The 16,159-nt window shown below is 67.4% G+C and carries 13 protein-coding genes and 2 pseudogenes; 9 read left to right on the top strand and 6 right to left on the bottom strand.

Annotation, left to right across the window (positions count from 1 at the left end; translation table 11 throughout):
* Positions 1 to 31: 31 nt before the first annotated feature.
* On the bottom strand, positions 32 to 442 hold the full coding sequence (locus ACVCAG_RS06025) for an NUDIX domain-containing protein (RefSeq protein ID WP_440082373.1): 411 nt from the start codon (positions 440 to 442) through the stop codon (positions 32 to 34).
* 64 nt (positions 443 to 506) lie between these two features.
* Positions 507 to 1,136: a cytidylate kinase family protein gene (locus tag ACVCAG_RS06020; protein WP_440082372.1), complete on the bottom strand. Its 630-nt coding sequence runs from the start codon at positions 1,134 to 1,136 to the stop codon at positions 507 to 509.
* Between the two features lie 974 nt (positions 1,137 to 2,110).
* Here ACVCAG_RS06020 and ACVCAG_RS06015 point away from each other — a divergent pair.
* From ACVCAG_RS06015 to ACVCAG_RS06000, 4 genes are read left to right on the top strand one after another with little or no spacing between them, the layout of a single operon-like run.
* Positions 2,111 to 3,652 (top strand): DUF2397 domain-containing protein, encoded by a 1,542-nt coding sequence (locus tag ACVCAG_RS06015; RefSeq protein WP_440082371.1) that lies wholly within the window; start codon positions 2,111 to 2,113, stop codon positions 3,650 to 3,652.
* Positions 3,649 to 4,890 (top strand): TIGR02678 family protein, encoded by a 1,242-nt coding sequence (locus tag ACVCAG_RS06010; protein WP_440082370.1) that lies wholly within the window; start codon positions 3,649 to 3,651, stop codon positions 4,888 to 4,890. Before ACVCAG_RS06015 ends, ACVCAG_RS06010 begins: the two co-directional genes overlap by 4 nt.
* Positions 4,887 to 9,104 carry a TIGR02680 family protein gene (locus ACVCAG_RS06005; protein WP_440082369.1) on the top strand — a complete coding sequence of 1,406 codons (4,218 nt, stop codon included), beginning with the start codon at positions 4,887 to 4,889 and terminating at the stop codon, positions 9,102 to 9,104. The genes ACVCAG_RS06010 and ACVCAG_RS06005 overlap by 4 nt, the downstream gene beginning before the upstream one ends.
* Positions 9,101 to 10,432, top strand: coding sequence for a TIGR02679 family protein (locus ACVCAG_RS06000; RefSeq protein ID WP_440082368.1), 1,332 nt, complete (start codon positions 9,101 to 9,103; stop codon positions 10,430 to 10,432). The genes ACVCAG_RS06005 and ACVCAG_RS06000 overlap by 4 nt, the downstream gene beginning before the upstream one ends.
* Positions 10,433 to 10,457: 25 nt before the next feature.
* Here ACVCAG_RS06000 and ACVCAG_RS05995 read toward each other — a convergent pair whose 3' ends face one another.
* Positions 10,458 to 10,700, bottom strand: coding sequence for a hypothetical protein (locus ACVCAG_RS05995; RefSeq protein ID WP_440082367.1), 243 nt, complete (start codon positions 10,698 to 10,700; stop codon positions 10,458 to 10,460).
* Positions 10,697 to 11,128, bottom strand: a complete 432-nt coding sequence (locus tag ACVCAG_RS05990) for an ATP-binding protein (protein ID WP_440082366.1) — start codon at positions 11,126 to 11,128, stop codon at positions 10,697 to 10,699. The genes ACVCAG_RS05995 and ACVCAG_RS05990 overlap by 4 nt, the downstream gene beginning before the upstream one ends.
* Positions 11,129 to 11,508: 380 nt before the next feature.
* On the opposite strand from ACVCAG_RS05990, the gene ACVCAG_RS05985 reads away from it, so the two are divergent.
* Together ACVCAG_RS05985 and ACVCAG_RS05980 are read left to right on the top strand one after the other, a co-directional pair.
* Positions 11,509 to 12,360 carry a Scr1 family TA system antitoxin-like transcriptional regulator gene (locus ACVCAG_RS05985; RefSeq protein ID WP_440082365.1) on the top strand — a complete coding sequence of 284 codons (852 nt, stop codon included), beginning with the start codon at positions 11,509 to 11,511 and terminating at the stop codon, positions 12,358 to 12,360.
* Between the two features lie 11 nt (positions 12,361 to 12,371).
* Entirely contained in the window at positions 12,372 to 12,575 is a 204-nt protein-coding gene (locus ACVCAG_RS05980) for a DUF397 domain-containing protein (protein WP_440082364.1), read from the top strand.
* 8 nt (positions 12,576 to 12,583) lie between these two features.
* On the opposite strand, the gene ACVCAG_RS05975 is transcribed toward ACVCAG_RS05980, so the two are convergent.
* Both ACVCAG_RS05975 and ACVCAG_RS05970 read right to left on the bottom strand, forming a co-directional pair.
* Positions 12,584 to 13,786: an McrC family protein gene (locus ACVCAG_RS05975; protein ID WP_440082363.1), complete on the bottom strand. Its 1,203-nt coding sequence runs from the start codon at positions 13,784 to 13,786 to the stop codon at positions 12,584 to 12,586.
* Positions 13,783 to 14,316, bottom strand: coding sequence for an AAA family ATPase (locus tag ACVCAG_RS05970; RefSeq protein WP_440082566.1), 534 nt, complete (start codon positions 14,314 to 14,316; stop codon positions 13,783 to 13,785). The genes ACVCAG_RS05975 and ACVCAG_RS05970 overlap by 4 nt, the downstream gene beginning before the upstream one ends.
* Positions 14,317 to 14,609: 293 nt before the next feature.
* Here ACVCAG_RS05970 and ACVCAG_RS05965 point away from each other — a divergent pair, with 293 nt between their 5' ends.
* From ACVCAG_RS05965 to ACVCAG_RS05955, 3 genes and pseudogenes are all read left to right on the top strand, one after another.
* The gene (locus ACVCAG_RS05965; protein WP_440082571.1) at positions 14,610 to 15,023 is read left to right on the top strand and encodes a hypothetical protein; all 414 of its coding nucleotides are present in this window, start codon (positions 14,610 to 14,612) and stop codon (positions 15,021 to 15,023) included.
* Positions 14,942 to 15,184: pseudogene (locus ACVCAG_RS05960) on the top strand (hypothetical protein); the annotation flags it as partial. The gene ACVCAG_RS05965 and the pseudogene ACVCAG_RS05960, both read left to right, overlap by 82 nt.
* Positions 15,185 to 15,285: 101 nt before the next feature.
* Positions 15,286 to 16,158, top strand: a pseudogene (locus ACVCAG_RS05955) (AAA domain-containing protein); the annotation flags it as partial.
* Between the last annotated feature and the right edge of the window lies 1 nt (position 16,159).

Below are 16,159 nucleotides of genomic sequence, written 5' to 3'. Positions count from 1 at the left end.
GAACCTCCGCCCATCCGGTTAAAATACGGTATTAGATATATATCCGTCCCGATGTAACCTCCTCGAGAAAGTTGTGGGTGTTCGGCGAGAGCTCGTCGGCTATCTGGCTGAGTTGCGTCAAGCTCAGATACTCGCAGCGGTCGTGCGTGGCGGGTTCCTGCACCGCAGGGGTGCCGTCAATGATCTGGGCGAGAAACCATGTATAGACCATCATGTAGCCGTCTTCGTCAAAAGATCGGGTTCCGAGTTCCCTAAGAATCTCGACTTCGACGCCCATCTCTTCGCGAACCTCGCGTATAGCCGTCTTGACCGCGTCCTCATTTAGGTCCAGCTTTCCGCCCGGAATCTCCCACTGCTGTCGCTTAACGGTGTTTCGGTGCAGGAATAGGATCTCGCCGTCGGCGTTGGGGATCACGCATCCTGCGAGCTGCAGCTGGTCCATATGCTTCCTTTCAATTGGATATTTTCATTGCTCCGGGACCCCCGAACGGCCCCATCGCATATTGTCAGCGTTTCCCATGATGCGTGTCGCCGGGGAGGCGCTCCAACACGCTGGCCATTAGCGACCGGTGGAACGTGGAGATCCCCTGCCGTGCGGACTCGATCGTTGGCTCCGCAATCAGGTCCGAATTGTCAACGATAAGATCAAAAACTGATCGGTCGGACCGGATGTCCACCTCCAGCAGGGGCTGGAAACGCCGTGCGGTCGACGCATCTTTGTCATCGATCAGCCTTCGGCAGTCGTCCAGCGAGAGGAAAGGGCCGTACGGCTCTTGGGAGACGCGCGCCTTCATCGCGCGAGACTCTTGGCTTGACTCGATCCACACCCGCAGACAGGAAACGCTACCGGTCAGCCAGGGAAGCGACCATGAGTCGAACACCGTGTTGGTGCGTGTCCGAAATGCACTGACCAGCAACTTGTTGACATCGCTGTCGACGGGTTGGCGGTCGCGCCGGTCCTCGATCTCCTGCATTCGAGTCACCCACAGGCTGTTGTCGGGATCATGCTCGATCTCGAGTTGTGCCAGCATCAGCCGACTGGCGGAAACATAGTCGAAACTGAGCCGCCGCGCCAACAGTAAGGCGTGCGTCGTCTTGCCTGCCGCCGTCAAGCCTGAAACGACTATGTTCACCATGACTCAGCCTCCTGCGGCTACCTTGGCAGCCGGTCGGCGAATGAAGACGGGACGTCCCGTTGAGTTTCTGTCCCCTCAAGGTGGCCACAGGTCATCGCAACCTCGGGCCGCGTCCAAGATCCGACGGATGAGAAGACCATCTCGAGATAATCTCCTATTTAAGCAGAAATCGCATCTTTGCAATAGAAGCGTCATCCATTCCTGTTTGGATGCAGCTTTTCGGCGGACGACGAAGATCCCCAACCCATGAAGCGGCGTTGTTCGATCCCTTCGTCGTCTGCTCGATCAACACCGCGTCGGCCAGGCGGCAGGCCATGGGAGATACCAGCGAGACCAGCCCCTGTCAGATGAACAGCCCAGGGTTCGATGGAGACTCTGATGCACCCCGGCTTCTGTGGAGTTGATTTGATTGACTCACATGCACAAGATCCGTATGTCTCCACGCGGGACGTCGACGCGCCGCGCCTATGTCCTGCAGCACCCGGGTCGCTCTGACGGGGCGTTGATCACCGACGACACCCGAGCGATCAAACGGAGCGGCGAGGACCTGTTCGGCCTGACCCGATGACCACGTCCGCAAACGGATGCCCCGGCACCGGCGCGTGACCACAGCCATAATCGCCCTGGCCTTCCTGTGCTTCCATCCGAGCCGGCCTGCCCATCGACCTCGCAACCGCCCCTGCGCCTCTATAGCGCCTCAGAGCACTCTGATCATAACTTTTCAGACACCCCCGAAAACTCCGTCATAAAGACCAAAATCACCTTTAATCACATATATACAGATAGGTCCTAAAACGTCTTTATTGCATGCAAAATTCCACACTCTCAGACCGTGTTCGTCGAACACATTTCGAGAACGTTTTCGAATCCTTCGTGGAAGATTAACAGTTCGAAAATGTCGGAGGTTCATCTACCGTAAGCGGATACCCTTCGGCGAGTGGCGACTTGTGCTGATCACACAAGATGGGTAGGACATGGAGCTGGATGACGCGAAGGATTTTCCGGCGGAGGCACGAGCGCGACTGGACCTTTATCGGTATGCGACCGCCGACAAGCACGCCCATGAGTACGTGGCGCTGATGCGGCTCTTCACCAACACCTTGCTCACGGATTTGTCAGCCACGGAGGCCGCCACGCTGCTGGAGGAGGCCGGGATCACGCTGTCGGCGGACGACGTCGAAGACCGATGCCGGCGACTCGAGTCATGGGGAAATCTGGTCCGGTCGGTGCGCGACGCCCGGGTGGCGACCGTCTCGGAGTGGCTGCGCTCCCGTTCCCGATATCAGGTCTCGAAACTCGGCGGCAGGGCACACCGGCAGGTCGAGGAGCTGCTATCCGCGACCGACGGAGCGCGAGAAGTGGCCCGTGAGCTGCTCGGGAGCACAGCCGAGATCCTCGACCACATCCTGGCGCGACTCTCGGACGGCCGGCGGATGGACGCCGAAGCGCTGGCCGCCGATGTGACCACCGTCTTCAACAACCAGCGATTTTTCACCGAAAGCGTGCGAGATTTCTACGCTTATCTTCATCAAGTCATGTCCCGATATGACCTGGCGGGAGCCGAGTACGCGGCGTTCAAGACCCTGCTCCTCGAATACGTCGACCTCATATCAGCCGATGTCGCCCGGCACGCGCCCGCGGTCGCCGACCGGCTGGACAGAATACTTCCCGATCTTGACCGGCTTCTCGCGGTGCTCGCCGCGCTTCCTGGACTAACCGGTCCTGATGGTAGCCCGGCCGAGCGCTCGCCTGGCCGGACTGCCGCCGAGTGGACCGAGCTGGCCGCGTGGTACGGCAGGGACGGCCGCTCGGGGCCCGCCCAGCTGCGCGCGGCAGCGGAGCAGGCACTCGGCCAGCTCCTCGCGAACGCGAAGCGCATGCTGGCCGCCGCGGGCACCGGAGTGTCCAGACGTGCCGATCTCCTTCGTCTCGCGACATGGTTCGCCGAGGCCGACACCGAGGAGGCGCACCGTATCTTCGCGGCGGCGTTCGGCGCCTACCCCTCCCGGCACCTGCTCATGGGCCCTGACGAGGTCGGCGGCCGGGCCACGGCGAGCACCTCGTGGTGGGACGCCGACCCGGTCGACGTACCGGTATCGCTGCGGGAACGCGGCGACCGCACGGCACGGGGGCGCACGGCACGCGTTCCCGACCCGGGTCTCGACCGTGAGCGGCTGCTGGCGGAAGCGGACGAGGAGGTCGCCCGCAAGGCCGGGGCGGCGGCCGAGCTCATCGCCGTGGGAGACCTGAGCGAGGCCAGGATCACCCGTGCGGCCTGCGAGCTGTTGCTGGACAAGCTCTCCGATCTGCTGGCCGTCACACCGGATCTGACCGGTTCGGTCACGTCCGTGGACACAGACCTGGACCTGGCTCTGGTCGTCGTACCCCGCCCAGGAGGCGTAACCCGCGTGTACTCCGATGACGGCCGGCTCACCGTCCATGATCTGGGCCTGAGCGTCACCTCGCTCACCGACGTCGCCATGTCCGACGACGACCAGACGGGAACCGAGGGATGACGATCGCAGCCCATGACGCCGACGAGCGACGCGTCGCCGCCCGTGCTCTTCTCGCCGACCCCGTGCTCACCGCGCATCGGCACCCCGAACAGCTCGCCCTCGTACGCAAGCACTCCGGCGCGCTCAAGTCGACCTTCGCCAGGTTGCTGGGCTATGCCCTGGTGGTCGAGACCGGTTTCGCCCGGCTGGTCAAGGCGCCGCTGTCGCCCGACGCCCCGGTCCGCCCCGCTCGCCGCCACTCCGGCGGTGAGTTCACGCCACGGACCTACGCCTATCTCGCCCTGGTCTGTGCCGGTCTGCTGGCGTCGGATGTGGGGGAACAGGTCCTGGTGTCGCAGCTCGTGGAGCAGATCCGGGCGGACGCCGCCACCACGGGCATCACGATCGACGACACACTCGCCGAACGACGCGACCTCGTCGCCGCGATCGACTTCCTGCTCGCCTGGGGCGTGCTGACGGAGACGGACGGAAGCGTGGTGGCATGGGGTGAGCGCCGCGAGGAGGCGTTGCTGACCGTCAACCGGAGCCTGCTGCCACACCTGGTCGCGCGCCCCCTCTACCCGCTCGCGCGCCCCGAACTCCTGTGGGCCGACGATCCGAACGTGCCCGACCAGCCCCGTCGTTCCCTCCGTCGCAAGCTGGTGGAGAACCCGGTGGTGCATCGCGGGGATCTCAGTGAGGCGGAGCGCGACGTGCTGAGCAGGGAGCGCACCGAGCTCACCCGCGTTCTGGACGAGAGTTTCGGCCTGGGGCTCGAAGTCAGGGCGGAGGGCGCTCTCGCGTACGACGCGGACGAACGACTCACCGATGTCGCCTTCCCCGGTACCGGAACCGTGCGGCAGGCCGCGCTGCTCCTCCTCGACGCGCTCATCGAGGTTCTCGAACCGAAGGCCGCCGGGCAGGTGATCCTCGACGGCCGGACCATGACAGGCGTGCTCGCGCCGTGGCCGGTCGTCGACGACAGGCTGGGCGAGCTCGCGCTCCGCCACGCCAAAGCGTGGCGGAGCGACATCGTGAACGATCCGATCCGCTTCCGGGACGAGGTCGTTCACCTGCTGGCGTCCGTGGGCCTGGCCACCGTCGTGACCGAGGGAGTGGTCGTCCATCCGGCCGCCGCCCGTTACCGGCCCAGCGTACGAGACGTGTCGGCCACGACACGCGCCAGGCGGCGGCTCGGCGCCGACCCGCGGGAAATGCAGGACCCGTTGTTCACGGACGAGACCGGAGAGACGGCATGACCACCATGGATCGTACGAGTCCGATCTCCGTGATCGACAGGTCCGCAGGCCTTGAGCAGACCCCGCCACAACACCATCCGCATCGGTGGCGCCTGCATCGGGCAGGAATGATCAACGTCTGGCACTACTACGAGACCGAGTTTTCCTTCTCCGGCGGACGCCTGGTGCTGCGAGGCACCAACGGTTCGGGGAAGTCCAGGGCCCTGGAAATGCTCCTGCCCTTCCTCCTCGACGGTGACCGCCGCAGGATGGACGCGACCGGATCCGGCCGCGTGCGCCTCGAAGACCTGATGCGCGCCGGTGGGCAGGAGCAGCCCAACCGGCTCGGCTACCTCTGGCTGGAACTCGTCCGCCACGGAGAAGGCGGGAAAACCTCGGACGGGACGACAGAGCCGGAGTACATCACGCTGGGCTCACTTGTCCGGTTCGCGAGATCCACCGGTGAGGCGAAAGCGTGGTATTTCACCACACCATGTCGAGTCGGACACGATCTGATCCTGCTCGGCGACGACCGTACCCCGCTGTCGCGTGAGGGGCTGGCCGAGGCGATAGGCGCGGATCGCATCGCCGACTCACCGGATGTCCATCGTGAACGCGTCCGCGCCACGGTCTTCGGGCTGACGGGCGATTCGGGCAAGGAGCGTTTCGCCGGTCTGCTCCAGTTGCTGCGGACACTTCGGGCGCCGGATGTCGGTAATCGGATCGACGAGGGCAGGCTGCCGCAGATTCTGGCCGACGCGTTGCCGCCGCCCGGTGAGGCCGCGCTGTCGCGAGCGGGCGAGCAGCTCGACGGTCTTTCGGAGACGCGCGCCGCTCAGCAGAGGCTGGAGACGGCGTACCGGGCGGTCTCCGGATTCCTCGACATCTACCGGCGGTACGCCGTGGGTGTCCTGAGCGAGACCGCCGAGGCCGCCCAGGCAGCCGCCACCGCCGTCCGGAAGGTCGAACGGCGTGCTGAAAAGCTGCGCGGCGAGCATGTGCTGCTGACCGAGCAGCACACGCAGGCGGAGGCCAAGACAGCGGAGCTGGCGACCGACGAGGAGGAGTTGCGCAGGAGCGTCGAGGGCATCCGCGCCTCGAAGGCGTACGGCGCCGTCCGTGATCTCGACGAGCGGGAGCGCAGGGTCCAGGCGCTCGGGGGTACCGCCGAGTTGGCGATCCAGATGGCGATCGCCGCCCGGATCGACGAGGCGGGCAAGGTGGCGGGAGCCGACGAGCGTGCCCGCGAGGCCGTCGAGGCGGCCCGCATCGCCGCGGAGGCCATCGAGGAGACGCGGGATCCATTGCTGGGCGCCGGGGTACACGCCACCATGCCCGGTGTCGCCTGCGTCATGACCGACGGCGAAGCGGATGCCATGGAAATGGTCAGGCTCGGTCTGCACACCGAACCCGAGCCGCTCACCCGCCCGGTCCCGGCGCGCCTGGAGACGACCCCCTCGGACCTGGACGGCGCCGTTGACCAGGTGAACAAGGTCTCCCACACGGCGAAACAACGTGGCGCGCACGCGGGCACGCGCCTGGAGCAGGCGCGCCGTCTCGACAAACAGGCACGCGATGTTGAATTCGCTGACAGGAAAGCCTCCGAGGTCGAACAGCGGCTGGCCGACGCCGTGACGGAGGCGGAGGGGGAGGAAAGGGCCAGAGACGCCGCCGCGCTCGCCCTCGCGCGCGACTGGACGGCCTGGATAACCGGTGAGCCGACCCGGACGTTGCTGAGCGGCGTCGATTGGGCCGCGACCGCTCTCCGGCCGGTGCTCGACGACACCGGCGCGCTCGTCGGCGACGACACGATGGATCTGCTCACCGCGCTCGACCACGTGGTGAGGCCGGCTGCCGACGCGGTTCACGACCGGCTCTCCCGTGCTCTCGCCATGCTCGACTCCGAGGACCGGGCGGACAGGGAACGACGGCAGGCGCTGGAGGACGAGCGGAAGGGGTTGCTCGCCGCGCGCGATCCGGATCCGCCCCTGCCGCACTGGACGCGCCCGGTGTCCGGCGACGAGGTGCCGTTGTGGCGTGCCGTCGACTTCGCCGCCCAGCTGGACGAGGGGCAACGCGCGGGTCTTGAGGGCGCCCTGCTCGCCTCGGGACTGCTGACGGCCACGATCACGGACAGCGGTCTCGCGGCCCCGGACGGCCGGCTCCTGCTGCGCGCCACCGGCCCTCTGGCCGCGAATCCGCTGAGCGACGCGCTGGTCGTCGAGGCCGTGTCCGCGCTTCCGGCGGAACTGGTGCGCAATGTGCTCGACCGCGTCGCGCTGGGCGATCAGGGCCATCCCACCTGGGTGGACACCGAGGGTTCCTGGGGCAACGGTCCCCTCACCGGTCGCCACCGGACGGCGACGGCCCGGCACATCGGCGCAGCCGCCAGGGCTGCCGCCCGGGCCGCCCGGCTCACCGAGATCGACGCCTCGCTCGCCGCCCTGGCCGATGCCGCCGAGAATCGAGCCCTTCGGCGGCAGGCGCTGCACGACGAACGCGACGCGCTCGACTCTCACCTGCGCACCGCGCCGACAAGCGAGTCGGTCCGGTCGGCCCACACGCTGACGGTCGCCGCGCGGCAGCGGGTGAAGAAAGTCGAGCCGATGTGCCACGAAGCGCGCAAGGCCGCCGTCGACCTCCGCCGGGAGTGGACCGCCGCCCTCGCCGCGCACCGGGCGGCATGTGTCGAATTCGACCTGCCGACCGCCAGTGACGAGCTCTCCGCGGTGCGGGACGGGCTCCGGGACGCCGTACGCCTGTGCAGGACAGCCGGGCAGCGACTGGCAGAGCTGCGCGACCGTGTCGGCCTGCACGCGAATGCCGTGGCCGGAGCGCGGGAGGCTCGGCGGCCACGGCACGATGCCGAGGTGGCCGCCGCCGAGAAGTGGGGCACGTGGCACGGGGAGGCCGCGGAGCTGGCCGCGATCAGGGAGACCATGGGCGCCACGGCCGAGCGGGCACGAGCCGATCTGCACTCCGCCGAGGCGGGGCTGGCGGCGTGCCGTCGTGAACTGGAATCCACCCGCAAGTGCGCCGCCGAGCTTGCGGGGCGGAAGGGCAAGGCTGAAGCCGAGGCGCGGTTGGCTCGGGAGGACGCCCAGCGGGAGCATGCCCTGCTCAGCAAGGCGGCGGAGAGGCTTCTCACCCGGCTGGCGCTCCCCGGAGTGGCGGCGGCCGCGACCGGGCAACCTCGTTTCCATGTCCCGTCGACGCACATCGATCCCCCCAACGTCGAGGCGGCCGTCGGGGTCGTGATGGCCGCGCTGGACAGGCGCGGTCAGGTCGCCGATGAGAACGCGCTGATCCGTGCCCAGCAGATAGTGGAACGCGAACTCGCCGGCGGCTTCGACGTCATCCCCACGGTGCGGGACGGCGTCCGGTTGACGGCGATCGCCGACGCGGCCGGCCAGCGTTCGCTGCCGGAGGCCGCCGCCGATCTCCATCACCAGTGCGAAGCGGGGCGGTCGGCGCTGAGCGACCGCGAACGACGCGTCTTCACCGAGTTCATTCTCGGTGGCGTCGCCGAGGAACTCCGGCAGCGGCTCAAGCAGGCCAAGGAGTTGATCCAGGCCATGAACGTGAGCCTGGCCGGCATCAGCACCAGCCATGGCATCGGGGTCAAGTTGCGCTGGAACCTCTCCGAGGCCGCGGGCCCCACCGTCGCCCGGATCCGCGCGCTCGTCGCCACGGCCGGCGACGTACGCTCCCCCGAGCAAGAGAACGAGCTGACCGAGCTGCTCAACGCTCGCGTCAGCGAGGAGTTCGCCACGGATCCGACCGCGGGATACGCGACCCACCTGAAGGCGGCGCTGGACTACCGGTCGTGGCATGAGATGGAGGTCGTCATCACGGGCCCCGAGCAGGGGCGGGAGCGGAAGATCAGCCGACGGGCCAAACTGAGCCAGGGAGAGATCCGGTTCGTGTCGTACGTGACGTTGTTCGCCGCGGCCGACGCCTACCTGTCCGGCCTGCCGGACACGGCCCGTGCGCTCCGGCTCATCCTGCTCGACGACGCCTTCGCCAAGGTCGACAACCCCACGATCGGAGAGCTGATGGGTCTGCTCGTCCGGCTCGACCTGGACTTCGCGATGACCGGCCACGCGCTGTGGGGCTTCTATCCGCAGGTTCCCTCGCTGGACTGCTACGAGATCCGGCGCGGGGAGGGCACCGCCGCGGTGACCACCCACATCCACTGGGACGGCCACAATCGTCATCTGCGACCCGCCCGGTGAGCCCACCCGTCGAGCCCCGGCTGCCGGAACGCACCCGGCGCTACCTCGCCGATGCCTGCCTCGCTCCCCTGTGGACGGCCGTACGCGGCAAGCTGGAGCGCGGCAGGCTCGCCGTGGCGGGAACGGTCACCGTGACGCTCGACGAGAACGGCGCCGACCGGCTGTCCGGCCTGCTCGGCAGGCCCGTCGCCGCGGGCCGGATCCGCGTCTCCCTCACCGCGCTCGACGAGGCCCTCCGGTCCTCTGCGGCGGCCGCGGGTCTGGTCACGGTCGTCGCGCAGCTCACCGGGGACGGTCTTGTGGATCGAGCGGCGATCAGAGAGAGGGCACACGCCTCGTGGGCCGACGTATGGGCGCGACTGGACGCCGCGCTGGCGGCTGCCGGAGCCGTGCGGACACATTGGGCCCCGGCGTTCGTCGAAGGCATACGTCGCTCGGGACTGCTGACCCGGGCCGGTGTCGACACCGCAGCCGTGGCGGTCACCCAATTCGCGGCCGTGCTCGCCGAACTCTCGGCATCAGGTGATTTCGGCAGCCCGGCTACGCGAGGCACCGGATGGGAGATCGCGGAGCTGGCCGGCCGCTGTCTCGGCGACGCGCACGGCCTCGACGACGGCAGGCTCCCCGGCTCACTCGTGTTGCGTGCGGCCGCCGCCGCGTTCGGCGTCGCCGTACCGGAGACGGCCGAGGAACGGCGCGACCTGTGGGCGCGGCTGGGAGTCGCTACCGACCTGGTGTCGGGCACCGTCCTCGTCTGGTCCCTGCGGCCACCGGGGAGCGATCCCTGGTCGGCGATGATGCGGGACCGCGCCGACATGGAGCTGGTCACGCACCTGACCCTGCACGAACTCCGCGGCGCGGCGGCGGAAGCCCGGCTCGCCGCCCCCGGCACGCACGTGTTCGCGTGCGAGAATCCGCAGGTCCTGCAGGCGGCGGCGAGGGCGCGCATAGCCGCCCCCATTGTCTGCCCGGCGGGCAATCCGTCCGTCGCGGGCTGGGTGGCGTTGCGGCGGCTCGTGGACGCGGGTGTGATCGTTCGCTATCACGGTGACTTCGACTGGCCCGGGGTCGCGATCGCGGCCCGCATGTTCGCGGCCGGTCTGAAGCCGTGGCGGATGGGCGCCGACGACTACCGGGATGCCGTGGCCACGCTCCCGCCGGACGCGAGGCTCGCTCTGACCGGCTCGCCGAACCCGACGCCGTGGGATCCGGTCCTTGAGGACACGATGCGCCGCCGAAACTCCGCCGTCCATGAGGAGATGCTGCTGTCGACCTTGCTCACCGATTTGCGCGCGTACGAGGCGGCTCCATCGGCCCTCCCATCGTGAGCGACGGTTCCGGTGCGGGGATGCGTCACGGCCGGTCACGGTACGGCTCGTGATCGCCCGGTGGACACGACGGGTTGCACAACACGTCCACCCAGACGTCGGTGACCGGCGCAGTGATCCGCTCGACGACGTCGGCCGGGATCGCGTCGTCCACGAGGTCGACCCAGATCGCGCGTACGGCGGCGGCCAGAGTGACGATGCAGGTGCCGCAGCGTACGCAGACGCGCACGTCGTCCGGCATGTCCAGGACGGACAGCGGGCCGCTCACCGGGATCCCGGCTCCACGCAGACGAACCAGACGGTCTTGCCCTGCGGCGCGGACTCGACGCCCCACCGGTCGGCGTAGGCCGCGACGATCGCCAGTCCGCGCCCGTGTTCTGAGTCCGGTCCTGCCAGAAGCGGGCTCGGCCACACGATGCTGTGGTCGGTGACCTCCCCGCACACGATTCGCCCGTGCCGGTGCAGCGAGAGCGTGATCGGCGCCCTCCCGTGCACGACCGCGTTGCTCACCAGCTCGGACACGACCATGGTCACGTCCTCCGCCACGGCGGAGATGCCCCAGGCGACAAGGGCTTCACGCGCCAGCCGACGCACGGCGCCGACCACTTCAAGATCGGCGGGCAGATCCCAGTACGCCTCCCGGCTGTTCTTGTCGTCTCTTACAGGGGGTGGAGGGATGAAGCTAGGGTTCTTCATGGGTCAGAGGGCTCCGAGTTCCTGATCCAGTCCTCGGGCTGGTGGTTGCGTCACCATGCCCGAGGACGCCAACGCTCGTGTCGTCACTGCTACTTGCCGGCTAATCGTCAGGCGGGTGCAAGCATGTCAATTAGCGACACATGCAGCGAAAGCGAAGATTTGACGCTTTTTCTGGCTACTCGCCTACCAGATAAACCGGCTTAAAACTCCTCAAGCTGCCTATCGCATCAACCTTCAGCGCCGTAACACCCACTCTCCGTCACCGGAAAGGCTAGCCTCATGATGGCCTCGAATACCTCGGAACGGCAATACCCAAAATCAACAAAGCCCAGTAAGCGCTATGTACCAATTTCCGTAAAAAGCAGGGGAGAAGATGAAACATGGCATACAGCCCAACAGTTAGGCGAAGGCGTCTTTCCAATGCCTTGCGTCAGTTCCGCGAATCCGCCGGCCTCGACTCCAAGGAGGCCGCACGGCGGCTTGGGTGGCAACCCAGCAAAGTGACCCGGATAGAACGGGACGAGTGGCGGCGCCCGACCATCAACGATGTCATGGACCTGCTCGACGTCTACGGCGTGACGGACGAAGCCAGACGGCAGGCCATCATCACCCTGGCACGAGAGAGCCGCCGACGTGGATGGTGGGAGGAGGAGTTCAAGGACATCCTGGGTGGGGCACTCGTCGGCCTGGAATGGGAGGCCTCGGAGATCCAGACCTTCGAGGCGACACTGATTCCCGGCCTGCTTCAAACCGCCGACTATGCCATGGCGGTTTTCAGGGGCGGCCAGGTGATGGGAACCGGCGACAACGAACGTCTGACCGAGGCACGCCTGGCTCGTCAACGACTCCTGGACCGCGAGGACCCACCGACCTTCTGGGCGGTGATCGACGAGGCCGCACTCCGCAAGCAGGTCGGCGGCATCGCCGTCATGCGCGACCAACTCCACAATCTGTGCCGGGTAGCCGAACGCGGGAACGTCGGCATCCAGGTGCTCCCGGATGCGGTCGGTGCGCACACCTCCATGACCGGCGGGTTCACGATCCTCGACTACCAGACCTCTGAGGATCCGAGCATCGTCTATGTGGAGGTCGGCGCAGCCGGTGATCTCTTTCTGGAGAAGCCGGAGGATGTGGCTCACTATCGGAAAAGCTACGGCTACCTCCGCGCATCCGCGCTGAGCGCGGACGCGTCAGTGACGTACATTGAAAATCTGGCCAAAAACCTTAAGTGAGGGAGAAAGTCATGGATCATACCCAGTCCGATCTCACCTGGCGCAAAGCCTCCCTCAGCTCGGCAGAGGGACAGAACTGCGTCGAGGTCGCGGCACTCCCCGGCGGAGGCCAGGCCGTACGGGACTCCAAGAACCCCACCGGTCCCGTCCTGAAATTCACCCAGAGCCAATGGAATACCTTCATCAACGACGTCAAGGACGGCGAGTTCGACTAGCGAGACCGCTACACGGGCGCGACCACGAGGAGTCGCCGAGCCAGAGCTTCCACCTCGGCGAGCAGCCCGGCCGGTGGCTGGTCGAGTTCGAGTGCGTGCTGGTGAATGGTGATGCGGGCATTCCGGACGCGGTGAGACGCGTGCGGGGCATTCCCCTTGGCGTAGACGAGGTGACCTTCCGGTAGGCCAAGCGCCGTGCAATAGGCGAGCATCTGGTAGAGGTCCGCGTCCGGGAAACCCTCTGGCTTCTCCGCCTTGTACTTGGCATCGGCCACGGCGAGCGGCTTGTTGTCGTCGGCGTACCAGACGAAGTCGGGAATCATCCGGATCGCCTGATGTTCGTCGAGGTGATGGGTGGCCTGGAGCACGCAGTGGCCACCGCTGTCGGCAAGCGCTTCGCGGAGGGCGACGGTGACGAAGTCCTCGAAAACCCTGGGCATGTCGAAGAGGAAGCCGTTCACGGTGACATCACCGGGCCTGTGCTCGACGGAGGCCCCCCGCAGGACGAGCTCGGCCAACCGCAAGGCGTTCCGGTAGCGGGCGTTGAGCCGGGTAGGCCGCCACCTGGGCAGTTCCTGACCGCGTCCGAGCACGGTGACGTCGGCCAGCCGGACGCGGAGTCGCAACAGCCTGCCGCGCACGTCGGTGGGAATGCCGCCGGGCAGGCGACAGAGCCGTTCGCAGGCGGCACGGAGGAGCTGGTTCTCGGCGATGTCGGAGGTGTACTCGTCGTGGGCGATCTCCAGTGCGATGAGCCTGCCGTGATGTCTGCGGATCTGCTTCGCCTCGCGGATACGGCCACGTACGACGAGGGAAGTCTCTTCGATGTTGCGGTAGCCCTGGAGCAATCCCTGACGCAGGGCCGTCTGCGCCTGCCGCTCGAAGAGACGGGCGAGCGCGGGCAGCTCCGGCTCCTCCTCCAATTGCACCTCCTCGTTTCGCCACCCCTTGGCGCTGAGGCTGTAGCCGAGGAGGAACAGGAGCCTGGCGATGGGCACCTTGGGCGTGATCCGCACGGTGACCGCCTCACCGCCGGGCACGGCGACCGTGGCCACACCGACCTTGCCCCCGGCCCTCACCCGCCACCGCCCTTGGCCGTACGGGTCGGGAGCGGCCTCGCCCAGGCGCGAGGTCGCGAGTGCCCGGCCGGCCGCGTCGTCGAGCGGGACCGAGCTTGCTGCGCCGTACTCGGTGAGCTCGATGACCGTCATGACGGGCCGAGCCCACCGGTCCCCGTGGAGGGCGCGAGGGCTGGGCGCAGCGAGCTCAGTCCGTAGCGCTGCTCGATGTTCACACCTTCCCCGTAGTGGTGTTCCTCCAGGAGCGGCAGGATCTTGGTACGCCAGGTGCGTTCGAGCCCGCCCTCGCGGTAGACACTCTTCTTCATCAGGTAGGAGGGCCCCACCCTGAAGTCCGGGTCAGCGATGCGGAAGTTGAGCGCGTCGGGGAGGTCGGCGGGCTCGGTGTCCCGTTCCTCGCGCGCGAGCCATCGGCGGAGCAGACCGCTGGTCGGCTCGGTCCGGGGTGAGAGCTCGACGAAGGCGAAGCGGCGGCGCATGGCGGCGTCCACGAGTGCGATGGAGCGGTCGACGGTGTTCATCGTGCCGATGACGAACAGGTTCGGCGGCAATGCGAAGTCATCGCCGGAATAGGTGAGCCGTACCGACCGGTTGCGGTATTCCAGCAGGAAGTACAGCTCGCCGAAGACCTTCGCCAGGTTGGCCCGGTTAATCTCGTCGATGAGGAGGAAGTGCGGGATGTGCCGGTTGCCCTAAGCCGAACCTGGTCACCGTCATCCAGAGAGCACTGGCAAACGGGCCCATTGGGGCTGATGACCTGCTCGTCACGATCCATCAGGCCGGACTGCGGCGAATCGATTCCGGGGCACTCTGGGAGATCTGCGCCACCCACTGCCTCGCCGATCTTCGTGACGGCATGTGGGTGCCGCGAGGATGGACACCTGCACCTGCCGTGCAGACTCGCCCTCGGGAGTCCGTCGAGGAGCGGGCCGCCGCGGAGGCGACCCGCCTGGCCATGTCGCTCGGCCTGCCCGCGCACGAGCCTCTGCCGCCCGCCGGTCCCATGTCGCCCAAGTGGCCCGAATCGGCCAGAAAGGCGGCGGCCGCGCTTCGTCACGAATTGACGGCCGTCTCCAACCGCCGGGTCCAGACCGATGTCCCGCTGATCGCAGTCGCGGGCGCGGCAGTGCCAGGAGGCAGTCTGAGGCGTTTCGAGGCGCAGGGCGAGATCGGCGCCTCCGAGGGCGCATCAGCCACGCTGATCATCGAGAATCAGCAGTTTCAGGTGGAGGTCGTGTCGGTGTTCGGCAGCGTGGTCACGCTGTCGACGCCACCCGGGGAGCTCCCCTGGCCCGGCGCCGCGTCGAGGAAGGCCGTCGACTGCGTGAATGTCGCAAAGACCTCAACGCTTTCAAGCAGCGGGAGCTGAACCGAACCGAGGAGACCGAGCGGCTGCGGTTGGAGACACAGATCGCCGAGTTGCAGGCGCTCCTGCGTGAGCTGGACGGCAGGCTCAGGCAGGTCCGGCGCCAGGTCTGCCGGGAGGCCACCGTGGTGGCCGCCACCGCTCACCAGCTCGCGCTGGAGACCCTCAAAAACCTCAGCTTCGACGTGGTTGTCCTCGACGAGGCGAGCATGACCACGGCCGCGCTCTCCATGCTCGTCGCCGGAGCAGGTAGCGGGCACAGGCCCGTTTGCTGGAGTCGCTTCTACCAGAGGATCACCTGGAGGACTGGGCGGCCTCCACGGTCCACCGCTTCCAGGGCGGCGAAAGAGACATCGTCATCTACGACACCGTCGACACCGGCCGTGGCGTCTCACCGCTCAACCGCTGGTTCACCGAGAGCCACGCCGGCAGCGAGGGCGCCCGCCTGCTCAACGTGGCGGCCAGCCGGGCACGTGACCACCTCGTGGTGATCGGCGCGCTGGACGCCCTGCACCACCGGTCCGCCGCCTCTCGTGACCCGGTGTGGACGTTCTTCGCCCACCTCGTCGACACCGCGGCACAGATGCCGTGGCAGGTGGCGGCCTCTACCGGGATGACCGAGCTCATTGATGAGGACCTCGTGGAACGGCTGCGGGCCGACATCAAACGAGCCGCGACGGTCGACATGTGGCTGCCACACGGTTCCCATCACGCTCTGCCGTTGCTCCTTCCCGAGCTCACCTCCGTCCACGGTGACGGCTCGGAAGCGGTGACGATCTGGATGGAGCCGGAGCGGGACGGCTACCTGTCCGTCGAAGCCCTCCAGGCCCGGCGAGAGGGGGTCAACATCCGGCCCTGTCTGCCCATCCTCGAATCCAGTGCCATCATCGGCGACGTCGTCCGGTCCTCATCGGCATCTCTCCTCGGGAAGGAACCGGGGCTCGTGCTCCGCACCGAGCACCGTGCCTTCGCCGGCGCCGCGCGCCGGGCCCAGCGGCGGCGCCCCGGCGCGGGAGCCCCGGGAAGCGGGCAACTCGGTGACGACTGCGGCCGGTGCCGCCGGATGCTGATCCGCTACGAGCAGGACCGTCGCGGCAGGACCGGTCTCCGTTACGAGTGTGCGGCCTGTGGGGCATAGC

The organism is Streptosporangium sp. G12 (assembly GCF_052983175.1).
This window is presented reverse-complemented; position numbering and strand designations above follow the sequence as displayed.

Excerpts from the sequence above, each read along its gene's own strand:
- ACVCAG_RS05980 (WP_440082364.1), top strand. The coding sequence starts at position 12,372 with ATGGATCATACCCAGTCCGATCTCACCTGGCGCAAAGCCTCCCTCAGC.
- ACVCAG_RS06020 (WP_440082372.1), bottom strand. The coding sequence starts at position 1,136 with ATGGTGAACATAGTCGTTTCAGGCTTGACGGCGGCAGGCAAGACGACG.
- ACVCAG_RS05990 (WP_440082366.1), bottom strand. The coding sequence starts at position 11,128 with ATGAAGAACCCTAGCTTCATCCCTCCACCCCCTGTAAGAGACGACAAG.
- ACVCAG_RS05985 (WP_440082365.1), top strand. The coding sequence starts at position 11,509 with ATGGCATACAGCCCAACAGTTAGGCGAAGGCGTCTTTCCAATGCCTTG.
- ACVCAG_RS05975 (WP_440082363.1), bottom strand. The coding sequence starts at position 13,786 with ATGACGGTCATCGAGCTCACCGAGTACGGCGCAGCAAGCTCGGTCCCG.
- ACVCAG_RS06010 (WP_440082370.1), top strand. The coding sequence starts at position 3,649 with ATGACGATCGCAGCCCATGACGCCGACGAGCGACGCGTCGCCGCCCGT.
- ACVCAG_RS06005 (WP_440082369.1), top strand. The coding sequence starts at position 4,887 with ATGACCACCATGGATCGTACGAGTCCGATCTCCGTGATCGACAGGTCC.
- ACVCAG_RS05965 (WP_440082571.1), top strand. The coding sequence starts at position 14,610 with ATGTCGCTCGGCCTGCCCGCGCACGAGCCTCTGCCGCCCGCCGGTCCC.
- ACVCAG_RS06015 (WP_440082371.1), top strand. The coding sequence starts at position 2,111 with ATGGAGCTGGATGACGCGAAGGATTTTCCGGCGGAGGCACGAGCGCGA.
- ACVCAG_RS06025 (WP_440082373.1), bottom strand. The coding sequence starts at position 442 with ATGGACCAGCTGCAGCTCGCAGGATGCGTGATCCCCAACGCCGACGGC.